The 15,885-nt window shown below is 74.4% G+C and carries 13 protein-coding genes and 1 tRNA gene; 9 read left to right on the forward strand and 5 right to left on the reverse strand.

Annotation, left to right across the window (positions count from 1 at the left end):
• The first annotated feature begins 145 nt into the window (after nucleotides 1-145).
• A complete protein-coding gene (locus tag BLR33_RS16745; RefSeq protein WP_093785294.1) occupies nucleotides 146-2,512 on the forward strand; it encodes a transglycosylase domain-containing protein in 2,367 nt (788 codons plus the stop codon).
• A 73-nt stretch (nucleotides 2,513-2,585) separates the two neighbouring features.
• Here BLR33_RS16745 and BLR33_RS16750 read toward each other — a convergent pair whose 3' ends face one another.
• Together BLR33_RS16750 and BLR33_RS16755 are read right to left on the reverse strand one after the other, a co-directional pair.
• Nucleotides 2,586-2,888, reverse strand: a complete 303-nt coding sequence (locus tag BLR33_RS16750; RefSeq protein ID WP_093785546.1) for a GroES family chaperonin — start codon at nucleotides 2,886-2,888, stop codon at nucleotides 2,586-2,588.
• A gap of 49 nt (nucleotides 2,889-2,937) precedes the next feature.
• Nucleotides 2,938-3,264 (reverse strand): DUF3618 domain-containing protein, encoded by a 327-nt coding sequence (locus BLR33_RS16755; RefSeq protein ID WP_093785295.1) that lies wholly within the window; start codon nucleotides 3,262-3,264, stop codon nucleotides 2,938-2,940.
• A 107-nt stretch (nucleotides 3,265-3,371) separates the two neighbouring features.
• Between BLR33_RS16755 and bcp the strand changes: the two genes are divergently transcribed.
• On the forward strand, nucleotides 3,372-3,869 hold the full coding sequence (gene bcp / locus BLR33_RS16760) for a thioredoxin-dependent thiol peroxidase (protein ID WP_093785296.1): 498 nt from the start codon (nucleotides 3,372-3,374) through the stop codon (nucleotides 3,867-3,869).
• A gap of 88 nt (nucleotides 3,870-3,957) precedes the next feature.
• Nucleotides 3,958-4,042: transfer RNA gene (locus BLR33_RS16765), tRNA-Leu, on the forward strand.
• A gap of 51 nt (nucleotides 4,043-4,093) precedes the next feature.
• Here BLR33_RS16765 and rdgB read toward each other — a convergent pair.
• Both rdgB and BLR33_RS16775 read right to left on the reverse strand, forming a co-directional pair.
• Nucleotides 4,094-4,717, reverse strand: a complete 624-nt coding sequence (rdgB, locus tag BLR33_RS16770) for an RdgB/HAM1 family non-canonical purine NTP pyrophosphatase (RefSeq protein WP_093785547.1) — start codon at nucleotides 4,715-4,717, stop codon at nucleotides 4,094-4,096.
• Between the two features lie 356 nt (nucleotides 4,718-5,073).
• Nucleotides 5,074-6,207 (reverse strand): aminotransferase class V-fold PLP-dependent enzyme, encoded by a 1,134-nt coding sequence (locus tag BLR33_RS16775; RefSeq protein ID WP_093785297.1) that lies wholly within the window; start codon nucleotides 6,205-6,207, stop codon nucleotides 5,074-5,076.
• A 296-nt stretch (nucleotides 6,208-6,503) separates the two neighbouring features.
• Between BLR33_RS16775 and BLR33_RS16780 the strand changes: the two genes are divergently transcribed.
• Nucleotides 6,504-7,799, forward strand: coding sequence for a DUF445 domain-containing protein (locus tag BLR33_RS16780; RefSeq protein ID WP_093785298.1), 1,296 nt, complete (start codon nucleotides 6,504-6,506; stop codon nucleotides 7,797-7,799).
• Between the two features lie 147 nt (nucleotides 7,800-7,946).
• Entirely contained in the window at nucleotides 7,947-8,801 is an 855-nt protein-coding gene (locus BLR33_RS16785; RefSeq protein ID WP_093785299.1) for a fumarylacetoacetate hydrolase family protein, read from the forward strand.
• A gap of 324 nt (nucleotides 8,802-9,125) precedes the next feature.
• Here the strand turns inward: BLR33_RS16785 and BLR33_RS16790 are convergent, their stop codons facing one another.
• On the reverse strand, nucleotides 9,126-10,184 hold the full coding sequence (locus tag BLR33_RS16790; protein ID WP_093785300.1) for a Gfo/Idh/MocA family oxidoreductase: 1,059 nt from the start codon (nucleotides 10,182-10,184) through the stop codon (nucleotides 9,126-9,128).
• A gap of 144 nt (nucleotides 10,185-10,328) precedes the next feature.
• Here BLR33_RS16790 and BLR33_RS16795 point away from each other — a divergent pair, with 144 nt between their 5' ends.
• From BLR33_RS16795 to BLR33_RS16810, 4 genes are all read left to right on the forward strand, one after another.
• A complete protein-coding gene (locus tag BLR33_RS16795) occupies nucleotides 10,329-11,108 on the forward strand; it encodes an HAD-IIA family hydrolase (RefSeq protein ID WP_093785548.1) in 780 nt (259 codons plus the stop codon).
• A gap of 159 nt (nucleotides 11,109-11,267) precedes the next feature.
• Nucleotides 11,268-11,957: a hypothetical protein gene (locus BLR33_RS16800; protein ID WP_093785301.1), complete on the forward strand. Its 690-nt coding sequence runs from the start codon at nucleotides 11,268-11,270 to the stop codon at nucleotides 11,955-11,957.
• 6 nt (nucleotides 11,958-11,963) lie between these two features.
• Entirely contained in the window at nucleotides 11,964-12,671 is a 708-nt protein-coding gene (locus BLR33_RS16805) for a class F sortase (RefSeq protein WP_093785302.1), read from the forward strand.
• A gap of 188 nt (nucleotides 12,672-12,859) precedes the next feature.
• Nucleotides 12,860-15,802 (forward strand): FAD-binding and (Fe-S)-binding domain-containing protein, encoded by a 2,943-nt coding sequence (locus tag BLR33_RS16810; RefSeq protein WP_093785303.1) that lies wholly within the window; start codon nucleotides 12,860-12,862, stop codon nucleotides 15,800-15,802.
• Nucleotides 15,803-15,885: the final 83 nt, after the last annotated feature.

Genomic DNA, 15,885 nt, shown 5'->3' on the forward strand with positions numbered 1-15,885 from the left:
GATGCGTGCCGCGGCGGAGGTGCGAGCAGATGATGCGACAGTGTGAGTCGGAGGGCTACGTGGCTGTACGGACGCGTACGTAACGATTGGTCCATATGTTCCGCCGCAGACCAACCATGGCGGCGGCCGAGGAGTCCCAACAGACATGAGTGACGATCCGAGCCGGACGGCGGCCGGCGGCGCTTACGGCGCGCCGGCCGGCCAGGGCGGGTGGGGACCCCACCCGACGCTGACCGACCGCCCCGGGCGCCCCCGGCGCACCGGGCTGCGCCGCCTGCTGCCCACCTGGCGGATGGCGCTCGGCGGCGGCCTCACCCTGCTGCTGCTCCTGATCGGGGCCTTCTTCGCCGGCTACGCGCTGGTGAACATCCCCGACGCCAACGCCGCCGCGGTCGCGCAGAACAACGTCTACTACTACGCCGACGGCAAGACGGAGATCTCCCGCGACGGCGCGGTCAACCGGCAGAACGTCACGCTGGCCGAGGTCTCCAAGACCGCGCAGTACGCCACGCTCGCCGCCGAGGACCGGAACTTCTACCACGAGTCCGCGGTCAGCCCGAAGAGCATGCTCCGCGCCGCCTGGAACACCGCCACCGGCAAGGGCAAGCAGTCCGGCTCCACGATCACCCAGCAGTACGTGAAGAACTACTACCTGAACCAGAACCAGACCGCCTCGCGGAAGGTCAAGGAGTTCTTCATCTCGATCAAGCTGGACCGCAACGAGTCCAAGGACCAGATCCTCGAGGGCTATCTGAACACCAGCTACTACGGCCGCAACGCCTACGGCATCCAGGCCGCCGCCCAGGCGTACTTCGACAAGAACGCCGCCGACCTGACCACCGCCGAGGGCGCCTACCTCGCCACGCTGCTCAACGCGCCCAGCGAGTACGACCTGGCCGCCCACCCCGAGAACGCCCCGGCGGCCAAGGCCCGCTGGAACTACGTGCTGAACGGCATGGTGAAGGAGCACTGGCTGACCCCCGCCCAGCGCGCCGCCACCGCCTTCCCGAAGATCGGTGCCCCCAAGGCGACCGCGAGCAAGGCCGGCCAGCGCGGCTACATCATCGAGGCCGTCAACAACTACCTGACCTCGCACCACATCGTGGACGCCGACGCCCTGCGCCGCGGCGGCTACCGGATCGTCACCACCATCCAGAAGCCCAAGGAGGACGCCTTCGTCAAGGCGGCCCAGGACGACGTGTACGACAAGCTCGGCCACGCCAAGGCCGACAAGTACGTACGGGCCGGCGGGGCGTCCATCGACCCCGCCACCGGCGACGTCGTCGCCCTCTACGGCGGGATCGACTACACGAAGCAGTACGTCTCCAGCGCCACCAACCGCACCTACCAGCCGGGCTCCACCTTCAAGCCGGTGATATTCACCTCGGCGCTGCAGAACGACTCCAGGACCCAGGACGGCCAGCCGATCCGCCCCACCACGATCTACAACGGCGACAGCGGCCGCCAGGTGCAGGGCCCGAACGGGCCGGTCGGCTACCACCCGGCCAACGAGGACGACGTGGACTACGGCGACATCACCGTCACCGAGGCCATGGACAAGTCCGTCAACGCCGTCTTCGCGCAGATGGCGCAGGACGTCGGCACCGCCAAGGTGATCGACACCGCGCACGACCTGGGCATGCCCCCCGAGGTGGACATCCCGCAGACGCCCGCCATGGCGCTGGGCGCCTTCGGCCAGGACTCCGCGAAGAACCAGAGCGCCAGCCCGCTGGACATGGCGCAGGTCTACGCCACGCTCGCCGACCACGGCAAGCAGATCCCGTACTCCCTGGTGGCCAAGGTCACCAAGGACGGCCACGACCTGGGGCTGCCCCGCCGGGACCCGGTGCAGGCGGTGCCGCGCACCGCCGCCGACACCACCACCGCCATGCTGGAGAGCGTGGTGGACAACCCCGGCGGCACCGCCGCGGTCGCCTCCGACTCCGGCTGGCCGGCCGCGGCCAAGACCGGCACCGCGGACTCCGACAAGGCCGCCTGGTTCGCCGGCTACACCCCCAAGCTCGCCACCGTGGTCGCCGTCTTCGGCATGAACCCCGCCAACGGCGCCCAGGAACCGCTCTACGGCGCCCTGCACCAGGACCGGGTCAACGGCGGCGGCCCGCCCGGCCAGGTGTGGGCCGACTACACCGCCTCCGCGCTGCGGGACGTGCCCACCACCGACTTCGACCTCGACCTCGCCCAGGGCGCGCAGACCGAGGCCCCCAGCGACGAGCCCGGCAGCACGCCCACCGACACCGGCAGCCCCTCGACCACCGGCACCCCGCCGACCGGCTCGCAGCCGCCGAGCAGCACACCCCCGAGCACCCCGCCGAGCGGCAGCGGCACCCCGAGCACCCCGCCGACCGGCACCACGCCGCCGGTCGAGAGCAGCCCGCCGCCGGTGGGGGAGCCCACCGACACGGTCGGCCCGCTCGGCGCGCCGCCGAACGACCCGAACCCGCCGGACGGCCGGGGCTCGGCGCAGGACGCGGCGAACGCCTTCCCGCCGTAGACGGCCGCCGGCCGGTGAGGGGCCGGTCCAGGGGCCGGCCCGTCCGGGCGGCTACCGGACGGCCGCGGGACGGCTACAGGTACAGGCCCGTCGAGTCGTCGGTGCCCTCCAGCCGCTCGGCGGCCACCGCGTGCAGGTCCCGCTCGCGCATCAGGACGTAGGCCACGCCCTGCACCTCGACCTCGGCCCGGTCCTCCGGGTCGAACAGCACCCGGTCGCCGACCTCGACGCTGCGCACGTTGTGGCCCACCGCGACCACCTCGGCCCAGGCCAGCCGCTTGCCGACGGCCGCGGTCGCCGGAATGAGGATGCCGCCGCCGCTGCGGCGCTCGCCGTCCCCGTTGTCCTGCCGCACCAGCACGCGGTCGTGCAGCATCCGGATGGGCAGCTTGTCGTGCTCACTCTTCGAACTCACGACCACGAACCTACCGGCGCCGCCGCCACACCGTGATACCGGCCACCGCGGCCACCAGTGCGGCGCCCGCCACAGCGGCCGGCACGATCCGGTCCATCCGCGGCGATCCGTCCTCGTCCACGAACTGCGCCCGGGCCCGGCCGACCGCCCGGTTCGCGGCGACGTACGCCTGCCCGACGGTGCGGTCCACGGCGGACACCGCCTTCGCCTTGGTGTCGCGCGCGATCGTGACCGGGTGCACCCGTACCGCGATCTCGTCCAGCACCACCGCGAGGTCCTGCCGCCTGCGCGTGATGTCCGCCTCGATCTGGGCGGGCGTCCTGGCAGCTTCCGACACGGCACTTCCTCCATCGCCTGATTAGGTAGCGTTCGGACAGTCTGTCAGTACGACGCGGCGCGCGCCTCGTCGGCACCCCGTTCGCCCCCGCACCAGGAGCCAACCCCATGTCCGCTTCCTCGACCCCCGCGGCCGGCACCCCGGGCCGCCTCGCCCCCGGCGACACCGCCCCCGACTTCACCCTGCCCGACGCCGACGGCAACCAGGTCGCGCTCGCCGACCGCCGCGGCCGCAAGGTCGTCGTCTACTTCTACCCGGCCGCGATGACGCCCGGATGCACCAAGGAGGCGTGCGACTTCACCGACAACCTCGACGTGCTGGCCGCCGCCGGCTACGACGTGCTCGGCATCTCGCCCGACGCCCCCGAGAAGCTGGCGAAGTTCCGCGAGAAGGAGTCGCTGAAGGTCACGCTGCTGGCCGACCCGGACCGCTCGGTGCTCACCGCCTACGGCGCCTACGGGGAGAAGAAGAACTACGGGAAGACCGTGATGGGCGTGATCCGCTCCACCTTCGTCGTGGACGAGGAGGGGAAGATCGCCGAGGCGTTCTACAACGTCCGCGCCACCGGGCACGTCGCCAAGCTGCTGCGGGACCTGAAGGTCTGACCCGGCGGCCGGGCGGCACGGCCGGGTGTCCGGATTCCGGCCCGGGCCCGCGTACGGGCCCGGCGGCGCGGATACCATGGCGGGACACGCGGCCGTGTCGTAACTGGCAGCCGAGCTGGGTTTAGGTCCCAGTGGGGTATCCCCCCGTGTGGGTTCGAATCCCACCGGCCGCACGCAGTGCCCGGGCTTCCGCCTGCCGGTCTCCGCCGGGCCTCCGCCCGGTCTCAGCCGAGGAGTTCGGCGACCTGCCGGGCCAGCGCGCGAAACGCCCGGCCGCGGTGGCTGATCGCGTTCTTCTCCGCCGGTGTCAGCTCCGCGCAGGTCCTTCCGGCCACGAACTCGCCGTTCGAGGCGTCGGGTTGGAGGATCGGGTCGTAGCCGAAGCCGCCGGAACCGGCGGGCGAGCGGCGCAGGGTTCCGGCCAGCCGGCCCTCGGCGACGCGCTCGGTGCCGTCCGGGAGGGCGAGCGCGGCCGCGCACGCGAAATGGGCGCCGCGGTGGGGGGCGTCGATGTCGGCGAGCTGGGCGAGCAGCAGCGCGAGGTTGGCGGCGTCGTCGCCGTGCCGGCCGGCCCAGCGGGCGGAGAAGATGCCGGGGGCGCCGCCGAGCACGTCCACGCACAGCCCCGAGTCGTCGGCGACGGCCGGCAGGCCGGTGGCCGCGGCCAGCGCGTGCGCCTTCAGCAGGGCGTTCTCCGCGAAGGTGACGCCGGTCTCCTTCACGTCGGCCACCTCGGGGAAGGCGTCCGCCCCCACGAGCTCCACGTCCAGGCCCGTCTCGGCGAGGATCGCTCGCAGCTCGACGATTTTGTGGGCGTTGCGGGTGGCAAGCACGAGGCGTTTTTCCATGCCGGGCATTATCGCTCGCACGTTTTCGCTCGCGCTGAGCGTGGGGGGTTCCGGCTCCCCGCCGACGGGGTCCCCGCCGCTGCCGCGTGCACGGCTCCCCTGCCTGGGCGCGCAGTTCCCCGCGCCCCTGAAAACCTTGCCCTTCGCGCGCAAAGCGAACCTGTACAACCCAGGGGCGCTGGGGGTACCCCCAGGCGAAGCTCTGGGGGAGGAACTGCGCGAGCAACCACCCACCCTGCTGTGGCCGGGATCGGCGAGGTGGGGGCAGACGCGGAGCCGAAAGGGGCGCGGGGAACTGCGCGACAAGCCCAGGACCCTCCCGCGGCCGGGAACTCGGAGAAGCCCCCACGGCGGGTTCACCGTAGAGAGGCGAGTGCTTCGTGGACTCGGGTGGGGGCGGAGGCCGGGGTGGAGGCGTGGGCGGAGAGGCGGAGGGAGTCGGGGCGGACCGTGGGGGTCACGCCGTGGGCGTGCAGGGCCTCGGCGACCCGCGAGGACGCGGTGCCCGGGAGGCGGAAGGACACGATCCCGCCCCGTTCGGAAGGGTCCGCCGGGGACAGCAGCTCGCCCCCGCCACCCCGTACCGCCTCGATCAGCTCGTCCACCCGCCCCTCGATGTGCGCGGCGATCGCGGGCACCCCGACGCTCTCCACGAGGAGGAGCGCCGCCTCCAGCGCGGCGCCGGCCACCGGGCTGAGATTGGTGACGCTCCACCGCCCGGCCCCGGGCACCGGCTCGTGCTCGCGGTCGTCGAAGAGCGCGACGTCGGCGACGCCCGTCCACCCGGTCAGGACAGGTTCGAGCCATTCCAGGGCCCGGTCGGAGAGCGTGGCGAAGCCCGTGGACCAGCTGGCCCGCAGCCACTTCTGGCCGCCGGTGACGACGACATCGGCCGCCTGCCAGGGCAGGTCCAGCACGCCGAAGCCCTGGATCGCGTCCACGACGAGCAGACGGTCGGGCCCGAGCACGTCCCGCAGGGCGGCGAGGTCGCAGCGGAAGCCGGTGCGGAAGTCGACCGCGCTGACCGACAGGGCGACCACGTCGTCGGTGAGCGCGGCCTTCACCGTGTCGGGGGTGATCCGCCCCTGCTCGTCGGGTTCCAGCCAGCGCGGGACGGCCCGGCCGAGCGCGGCCGAGCGGCGCCAGGGGTAGTGGTTGGACGGGAAGTCGCCGGCCGGCACCAGTACGGCGCCGGACGGGAGCCCGAAGGCCGCGTGGAACAGGCCGGTGGAGGCGTTCGGCAGCAGCACGGTGTGCTCGGCGTCGGTGCCGGCGAGCCGTGCCGCGGCGGCCCTGGCCCGTACCTCGGCGGCCATCAGCTCGTTCACGGTGGTGTGGTCCGCGCGGGCGGACCGGCCCAGCGCCTCGGCGGTCGCGGCGACCACCTGCCGCGACGGCGGCCCGTACCGCGCGAAGTCGAGGTACCCCTCGGGCTCCTCGAAGTGCTCGGCATACCCCGGCAGTCCGCCGGCGGTCTTCTGCGGTCCCATGCGCGGCTGCTCCTCGACGTCGTACGGCTCCGGCCCGGACCTGCGCCCGACCCGCGCCCAGTCTGAGCCCTGCGGCAGCGAACCCCCTGCTCGGGGGTGCCACCGGAGCCCCGCCGCACGCCGGTGCCGTCCCTGCCTCTACGAGGCGCCCCAGGCCCGGTGGGTCCCGCGAGGCCCCGCAGGTCCGGCCCGCCGGACACGGCTTCACGGTGGCGAATCCGCCGGGTCGGGAGCCACGCGGGGAGCTGGGGCGTTACTCGGAGGGGACGGGCGGTGAGAATACGCGGGTGGAGCCGATGGATGCGGGGAGAGCGGTGGCGGGGCCGACAGCACCGGGCGGGAGCGATCCGGACGAGGCCCGATGGGTCGGCGTGCGGCGGATGAAGCGGATCGCGACGGGGTTCCTGCTCGTCGCGACGGCCGTGTACGGGCTGGCCAAGTGGGCCGGCGAGGAGGGCGCGGGCGGCTGGGCCGGCTATGTGGCGGCGGCCGCGGAAGCCGGCATGGTCGGCGCGCTCGCGGACTGGTTTGCGGTCACCGCGCTCTTCCGCCGCCCGCTCGGCCTGCCCATCCCGCACACCGCGATCATCCCGACGAAGAAGGACGCCCTGGGCGCGAGCCTGGGCGAGTTCGTCGGCGAGAACTTCCTGTCCGCCGACGTCGTACGGGCCCGGCTGCGGACGGTCGGCATCGGCGCGCGGCTGGGCGGCTGGCTGGCAGAACCGGACAACGCCGCGAAGGTCACCGAGCAGGCGTCGGCGGCGCTGCGCGGCGTGCTCACGGTGCTGCGCGACTCCGACGTGCAGGCGGTGGTCGGCGAGGCGATCACCCGGCGGGCCGAGGCGCAGGAGGTCGGGCCGGGCCTCGGCCGGCTGCTGGAGCGGGTCGTCGCCGACGGCGGGCACCGCCGGATGGTGGACCTGGTGTGCGTACGGGCGCATGACTGGCTGGTGGAGCACGGCGACTCGGTGATGACCGCCGTGCAGGGCGGCGCCCCCGGCTGGACCCCGCGGTTCGTGGACCGCCGGATCGGCGAGCGCGTCTACAAGGAGCTGCTGCGCTTCGTCACCGAGACGCGCGACTCCCCGAACCACCCGGCCCGCGGCGCCGTGGACCGCTTCCTGGCCGACTTCGCCCACGAGCTGCAGGAGGACGCCGACACCCGCGCCCGGGTGGAGCGGCTGAAGAAGGACCTGCTGGCCCGCTCCGAGGTGCAGGACCTGATCGCCTCGGCGTGGGGCGCGGTGCGGGCGATGGTGGTGGCCGCCGCCGAGGACGAGCAGAGCGCGCTGCGGCAGCGCGCCCGCGCCTCGCTGCTCTCGCTGGGCCGCCGGCTGACCGCCGACCCGGCGCTGCAGGCCAAGGTGGACAGCTGGCTGGAGGACGCGGCCACCTACCTGGTCACCACCTACCGCGACGAGATCACCTCGCTGATCAGCGAGACAGTGGCCGGTTGGGACGCCGACCAGACCTCGCGCAAGATCGAGGCGCACGTCGGCCGGGACCTGCAGTTCATCCGGATCAACGGCACGGTGGTCGGAGCGCTGGCCGGCCTGCTGATCTACACCGTCTCCCAGCTGGCGACCCGCTGAGCCCGGTCCACGGGGTGGTCGGGGACTTGCGGCCGGACGGCACGGAGTCGGAGGATCGGCCCAGACATCGGATGACCTGACGGGTTCGTCCTCGATCGAACTCCGATCCGGCTCCGATCCGACCGACCTGACGTATGGAGTACGACTGTGAAGCTGCTGCGTGTCGGACCCGCCGGGGCGGAGCGCCCCGCACTGCTGGACCAGGACGGCGTCCTGCGGGACCTGGGCGGCCTGGTGCCCGACATCGACGGCGCCCTCCTCGCCGACGAGGCCGCGCTCGCCCGGGTCGCCGCCGCGGCCGCGGACGGCTCGCTGCCCGCCCTGGACGCCGGCCTGCGGGTCGGGCCGCCGCTCGCCCGGATCGGCAAGATCGTCTGCATCGGGCTCAACTACCACGACCACGCGGCCGAGACGGGGGCGCAGGCGCCGAGCGAGCCGGTCGTCTTCATGAAGGCGCCGGACACCGTGGTCGGGCCCGACGACACCGTGCTGGTGCCGCGCGGCAGCGTGAAGACCGACTGGGAGGTGGAGCTGGCCGTGGTCATCGGACGTGAGCTGCGGTACGCCGCCTCGCACGAGGAGGCGCTGGCCGCCGTCGCGGGGTACGCGGTCGCGCACGACGTCTCCGAGCGGGAGTTCCAGATCGAGCGCGGCGGTCAGTGGGACAAGGGCAAGAACTGCGAGACGTTCAACCCGCTGGGGCCGTGGCTGGTCACCGCCGACGAGGTGCCCGACCCGCAGGCACTCTCCCTGAAACTATGGGTCAACGGGGTGCTGCGCCAGGACGGCACGACGGCGGACCAGATCTTCCCCGTCGCCGAAGTCGTGCGCTACCTCAGCCAGTTCATGACGCTGTACCCGGGTGACGTGATCAACACGGGTACCCCCGCCGGGGTCGCCCTCGGCCGGCCCGAGCCCAAGCCGTACCTGAAGCCGGGCGATGTCGTCGAGCTGACGATCGAGGGGCTGGGACGCCAGCGCCAAGAGCTCGCGCCTGCGTAAGGGGGGCGGCTTCTCGCCGTTGGGTTCCCGCCTCGTCGCCGCCTGCCGCCCGGTGGCCTGCTGGTCGCGCAGTTCCTCCCCCAGAGCTTCGCCTGGGGGTACCCCCAGCGCCTCCAAGAACGGCTCCCCGTCTGCCCGACCGGGTCGTATGCCGTCGCAAGGCCGGTGTGGGCTGGTCGCGCAGTTCCCCGCGCCCCTAAGGTGCTTGCCCTTCGCATGAAGGGCGAGGCCCTACAACCCAGGGGCGCGGGAACTGCTCCCGCGGAGGGGGAACCCCACCAGCACACCGCCGGAGGGGGTCCCGGGGGCGGGGAGCCGTGCGGGTCAAAGGGTGACCGTGAGGCCATCCCGTGAAGAAGACGCGGCCGCTTCGATGACTGCCAGGGACGCCGCCGCGTCCAGAGCCGTGACGGGAGGGGCGGAGCCGTCGCGGAGGGCAGACTCGACGGCGGCGTAGAAGGCGGGGTAGTCACCCGGCAGCGAGGGCACCGCCTCCGTGGCGTCCGGCGTGCCCAGGGTGCCCCAGTCGGCGGGCGGCACCTCGCCCCAGGAACCCTCGTCGCCCCCGCCGGGGCGCCGGCCGGCGCGCAACGCGGCCTCCTGCGGGTCGAGCCCGTGGACGACATAGCCGCCGCGGCTGCCGAGCACGCGGAAGCGCGGCCCGAACCGGGCCGCGACCGCACTCATCCACAGGTGCGAACGCACCCCGCCGACGTGCGTGAGGGCGACGAACGCGTCGTCCACCGCCCCGGCCCCGGGCCGCAGCGCGGCCGTCTCGGCGTAGACGGTGCGGGCCGGGCCGAAGAGGGTGAGCGCCTGGTCGATCAGGTGGGCGCCCAGGTCGTAGAGGAGCCCGCCGACCTCCGCCGGGTCGTCCGACTCCCGCCAGCCGCCCTTGAGTTGGGGCCGCCAGCGCTCGAAACGGGATTCGAAGCGGTGCACCTCGCCGAGTTCGCCGCGCTCCAGGAGGTCCCGCAGGGTGCGGAAGTCGCTGTCCCAGCGGCGGTTCTGGAAGACGGCGAGCATCAGCCGGCGCTCCTCGGCGAGCACGCCCAGCGCGCGCGCCTGCGCGGCGGTCGCGGCCAGCGGCTTGTCCACCACCACGGGCAGCCCCGCGGTCAGCGCGGCGGTCGCCAGCGGCACGTGCGTACGGTTCGGTGCGGCGATCACCACGAGGTCGAGTTCGTCCGCGCGGGACCACACCTCCTCCGCCTTGGCGGCGAACCGCACGCCGGGGAACTCCGCCCGCGCCTGCTCCCTGCGCTCGGGGTTCCCGGTGACCACCGTGTCCAGTTCGAGCCCGGCCGTACCGGCGATCAACGGACCGTGGAAGTACGCCCCCGCGGGCCCGTACCCCACCAGCGCAACACGCAAGGGTTCCATACGGCCCAGCGTACGGGGCGGCTCCTCGCCGCTCGGGTTCGCGGCAACCGCGGCCGGGACCCCGCGGCGGGGTTCCGCCCCGGCGGGGGTGTCCGCCACCGTTAGGCTTGAGGAACCGATATGACCACGACGGGAGAGCAATCCGTGTCGACACGCAAGCCGATCGAGTCGTGGCTCACCGACATGGACGGGGTGCTCATCCACGAGGGCACGCCCATCCCGGGGGCCGACGCTTTCCTGAAGGGGCTCAAGGCCTCCGGCAAGCCCTTCCTCGTGCTGACCAACAACTCCATCTACACCCCGCGCGACCTGCACGCCCGCCTCGCCCGGATGGGCCTGGACGTCCCCGTCGCCAGCATCTGGACCTCCGCGCTGGCCACCGCGAAGTTCCTGGACGACCAGCGGCCCGGCGGCACCGCGTACGTCATAGGCGAGGCCGGGCTGACCACCGCGCTGCACGACGTCGGCTACGTGCTGACCGACCACGACCCCGACTACGTCGTGCTCGGCGAGACCCGCACCTACAGCTTCGAGGCGCTGACCAAGGCGATCCGCCTGATCAACGGCGGCGCCCGCTTCATCTGCACCAACCCCGACCAGACCGGCCCCTCCCCGGAGGGCGTGCTGCCCGCCGCCGGCTCGGTGGCCGCGCTGATCACCAAGGCCACCGGCAAGGACCCGTACTTCGTCGGCAAGCCCAACCCGCTGATGATGCGCGCCGGGCTCAACGCGATCGGCGCCCACTCCGAGACCAGCGCGATGATCGGCGACCGGATGGACACCGACGTGCTGGCCGGCCTGGAGTCCGGCATGGAGACCTTCCTGGTGCTCACCGGCCTGACCGCGGTGGCCGACATCGACCGCTACCCGTTCCGCCCCTCGCGGGTGGTCGACTCGATCGCGGACCTCGTCGCGGAGATCTGACCCGGGGCGCTGTCCCGACACGCGGTTTTTACTCTGCGTATACGGTTCGTCACCCAGGTGGCCCACTGGGGGCCCGCTCGGAGTGCGGGCGGCGGCGGGGGACGGAATCTTCGTAGGCACCGGGCGCGAGTCGCCGCTCCCGGCCGAGCGGAGGTCCCCATGTTTGGTCTGAAACTGCCCGCCGCCGCAGCCGCCGGCGCCGTCGCCGTCCTCGCGGTCGGCGGCCTGTCAGGACCGGTCGAGCAGGCCGTCGCCGACGACGGCGGGTCGAGCAGTTCGTCCAGCTCGTCCGCGTCGAGTTCGTCGAGTTCGTCGAGCAGCTCCTCCAGCTCGTCGTCGAGCTCGGAGGGCAGCATGGACGTCTCGCCGCAGACCGTCGCCCCCGGCGGCGTCGTCTCGCTGCACCTGTCCACCTCCTGCAAGTCCGGCAAGACCGCCAAGGCGAGCGCCAAGGTCTTCGTGGACACCGTGACCCTCGCGCCCTCCGGCGACGGCCGCGGCATGGACGGCAGCGCGTTCATCCGCTCCGACGCGGTCGAGGGCTCCTACCGGGTGTCGGTGGAGTGCGACGGCTCCAGCAGCTCCGCGAGCGCGTCCATCACGGTCAGCGCGAGCGGTGGCGGCACCACGCCGGTCACCCCGCTGCAGCCGGACCGCCCGGTGCCGGCCGGCGGGGGCGGGGCCGCCAAGCAGCTCGCCGCCCAGCGCGCCGGCAGCGCCGAGCAGCTGGCCGCCGGTCCCGCGGCCGCGGGCACCAGCACCGAGCCGCTGCTGGTCACCGGCGCCGTGGCCGCCGCCGGGCTGGTCGGCCTGGCCGTCCACCGCCGCCGGCGCGCGGCCCGCGGCTGACCCGGCATGACCGGCGGGGACGACCGGGACGGCGACGAGGCGGCGCTGCGCGGCGACACCCGGGCCAGGCCCGACAGCAGGACGTGGACGGCGCTGGCGGCCGGACTGCTCCTGCTGGCGGCCTGGCTCGTCGGGCACGGCTCGGGCGGACAGGGCGCCGCGGCCCCGCGGGTGTTCGCCGCGGCCGCCGACGACCACCCGCCGCACCTGTACGCGGCCCACGCCCCGCTGCCCGCGGCCGACCCCGTACGGCTGGACATCGACTCGATCGGCCTGCACGCGCCGCTCGTGCCGCGCGGCCTGTCCGGCGGCGCGGTCGATCCGCCGCCGTACTCGACGCCGAAGGTCGCCGGCTGGTACCGGGGCGGTCCGGCGCCGGGGTCGGCGGGGGCGGCGATCGTGGTCGGGCACGTGGACACCGAGACCGGGCCTGCGGTGTTCTTCCCGTTGAGCACGGTGAAGCCGGGCGCGCTGGTCGAGGTGACCCGGGCGGACCACACGGTCGCCGACTTCTCGGTGGAGGCGGTCGAGGTCGTCCAGAAGGCCCACTTCGACGCCACCCGCGTCTACGGCGCCGACTCCGCGCAGCGCCCCGAGCTGCGCCTGATCACCTGCGGCGGCGACTTCGACGAGGCCAGCCAGGCGTACTCGGCGAACGTGGTGGTCTACGCCTCCCTGACCGGCTCGCGCGCGGCCCGCACCAGCGGGGCTTAGGGTGCCGGGCAAGGGGACGGTTCCGTACGAAGCCGATGAATGCCACGAACGCCACGAGTACGACGAACGCCACGAACACGACGACGATCGACAGAACGAGCAGGACTGCCGGGACGGAACCAGGACAGCACCAGGACGGAAAGCCACAGCGGTGTACGCAGCCCAGTGATCCCCCAGTGGAGGTCCGGATGCCCGTACGTGAGCCGAAGGGGGAGAAGCCGGCCGGATGGCGGCCGCGGCCGCCCGCGACCGCCGCACCGGACCGCGTCGAGGAGGCACGGGCCGGCGGCTCCCCGCGGGGCCTGGCCGCCGACCTGGCCGGCCTGCTCGGCCCCGGCAAGGTGCTCGGCACCGTGTCCGACCTGGTCCGGTACGCCTCCGACGCCGGCCCCTACCGCTTCGTGCCGCAGGCGGTGGCCGTCCCCGACAGCGTGCAGGACATCGCCAAGCTCATGGCGTACGCCCGCCGGGAGCGCCGCACCCTGGTCTTCCGCGCGGCCGGCACCAGCCTGAACGGGCAGGCCCAGGGCGAGGACATCCTGGTGGACGTGCGCCGCCACTTCAGCGGCGTGGAGGTCGAGGCCGGGGGCGCCAGGGCGCGGCTGCTGCCCGGCACCGTGCTGGCCCGCGCGAACGCCGCCCTGGCCCGCCACGGCCGGGTGCTGGGCCCGGACCCGGCGAGCGCGGCCGCGGCCACGATCGGCGGGGTGCTCGCGGGAAACGCCGCGGGGCCCGCCGCCGGTACCACCCGCGACTCCTACCGCACGGTGCTCTCCCTGACCGCGGTGCTGCCCTCGGGCACCGTCGTGGACACCGGCGACCCGGAGGCCGACACCGCGCTCGCGGCCGCCGAACCCGAGCTGCACCAAGGCCTGCTGGACCTCAAGGACGAGATCGAGGGCGACCCTGAGCTGGTCGCGCGCATCCGGGCCGGCCACGCGCTGCCGAACTCCGCCGGCTACCGGCTGGACGCCTTCCTCGACGCCGAGACCCCGGTGCAGATCCTGCGCGGGCTGATGATCGGCTCCCAGGGCACCCTCGGCTTCGTCGCCGAGGCGGTCTACGAGACGCTGCCCGCCCGGCCCGCGGCCACCGCCGCGCTGCTGTTCTTCCCCGCGCTCGCCGCGGCCGCCGAGGCGGCACCGCACTTCGCGACCGCCGGCGCCGAGGCGGTCGAGCTGATGGACGGCCGCACCCTGCGCGCGGCCGCCGCGGTGGCGGGCCTGCCGGGGGAGTGGGCCGCGCTGCCCGCCGAGTGCGCGGCCCTGCTGGTGGAGTTCCGCGCCGCCGACGAGACGGAGCTGGCCGCCTACGAGCGGGCCGCTCGGCGGATCTGCGACGACCTCGGGCTGGTCAGCCCGGTGCCCACGGCCGCCAACGACTTCACCCGCGACCGGGCCGCCATCGCCCGGCTGTGGCGGGCCCGCCGTGCCTTCCTCACCGCGGTCGGCGCCACCCGCCCGCCCGGCATCACCCTGGCCTGCGAGGACCTCGCGGTGCCGCCGGGCCGGCTCGCCGAGGCGTGCGCCGAACTCCTCGCGCTGCTGGAGCGGCACGGCTTCGAGACGGCCGCGGTCGCCGGCAGCGCCGGCCAGGGCACCTTGGAATGCCTGCTCGCCTTCGACGCCGCCGACCCCGCCGACGTGGAGCGCTACGCCGCCTTCCTCGACGACTACTGCCACACCGTCACCGAACGGCTCGGCGGCACCCCGCGGGCCCGGCACGGCACCGGCCGCGCCCTGACACCCCACCTGGAGACCGTCTGGGGGCCCGCCGCCGTGGCGCTGATGTGGCGGGTCAAGCGGCTGCTCGACCCCGACGGCATCCTCGCCCCCCGGGTCCTGCTCGACCAGGACCCGCGCGGCCACCTGCGCGGCCTGAAGACGCTCCCGGCGATCGAGGCCGCGGCCGACCCCTGCACCGAGTGCGGGCTGTGCGAGCCGGTGTGCCCGAGCCGGGAGCTGACCACCACACCCCGGCAGCGGATCGCCCTGCGCCGCGAGATGCACCGCCAGGGCGCCGGGTCGCCCGTCGCCGAGGCGCTGCTGGCCGGGTACGGGGCCGAGGCCGTCGACTCCTGCGCCGGGGAGTCGCTGTGCGCGGCCGCCTGCCCGGTCGGCATCGACACCGGCGCCCTCATGCGGGACTTCCGGCGGGCCCGCCGCGGCCGGGCCGAGGAGCGGGCCGCCACCGCGCTCGCCCGGCACTGGCGCACGGCGGGCCGCGCCGCCCGCAGCACCCTCGCGGCGGCAGCCGCCGTACGCGCCCGCACCCGCCCCGGCGACGTCCTCCCCGATCCGACGCGCACGCCCCAGCGCGGGGCCGCCGGTCCCTTTGGGTTCCTGTCGGATCCGCCCGGTGCCGCGCCACGGCTGCCGCACACCGCCCAGCGCGGTGCCGCCGCCGTCTACTACCCGGCGTGCGCGAACCGGCTGCTCGGGCCGGCCCGGGGGCGCCGCGGCTGGGTGGTGCAGGCCTTGGTGGCGCTCGCCGAGCGGGCCGGCTCGCCGCTGTGGATCCCGCCGGGCGTGGCCGGCACGTGCTGCGCGGCGCCGTGGCGGGCCCGGGGCCACGAGGAGGGGGCCGCGCTGATGGCCAACCGGGCCGTCGAGCACGCGTGGGGCTGGACCGGAGGCGGGCGGCTCCCCTTCGTGGTCGACGCCCAGTCCTGCGCGCTCGGACTCGGGCAGGGTCTCGTGCCGCTGCTCAGCGACGCGAACCGCGAGCTGCACGAGGAGCTGACGATCGTGGACGCCGTGTCCTGGACGGCGGAGCAGCTGCTGCCCAAGCTGACGGTCGCCTCGCCGGCGGGTTCCGCCGTCCTCCACCCCACCTGCGCGGGGCACCGCCTCGCCGGGCCGGACGCCGCCGGCGACGACCCGCTTGCCGTCCTCGCCCGCGCCCTCGCGTCCGACGTCGCCGTCCCCGAGGACGCCGGCTGCTGCGGTTGCGGGTCCCTGACCGCGGGGGTCATCGCCGCGGCGACGCGGCCCGAGGCCGAGGAGGTCGCCGCGCGGCCGTACGAGCTCTATCTCTCGGCCGATCGGCTCTGCGAGGCGGCTCTCGAACGGGCCACGGGCGAGCCCTACGAGTCCGTCCTGGTCGCCCTGGAGCGAGCCACGCGCCCCTGAGGTTTTCTTCTCCTACGGTGCCGATTCTCGCCGTCGGGGTTCTCCGCGTTCCCGGCCGCAGCCCGGCTTTGGGCCGGTGGGGG

The sequence above is a fragment of the Actinacidiphila guanduensis genome (genome assembly GCF_900103985.1).
Classification (GTDB): Bacteria; Actinomycetota; Actinomycetes; order Streptomycetales; family Streptomycetaceae; genus Actinacidiphila; species Actinacidiphila guanduensis.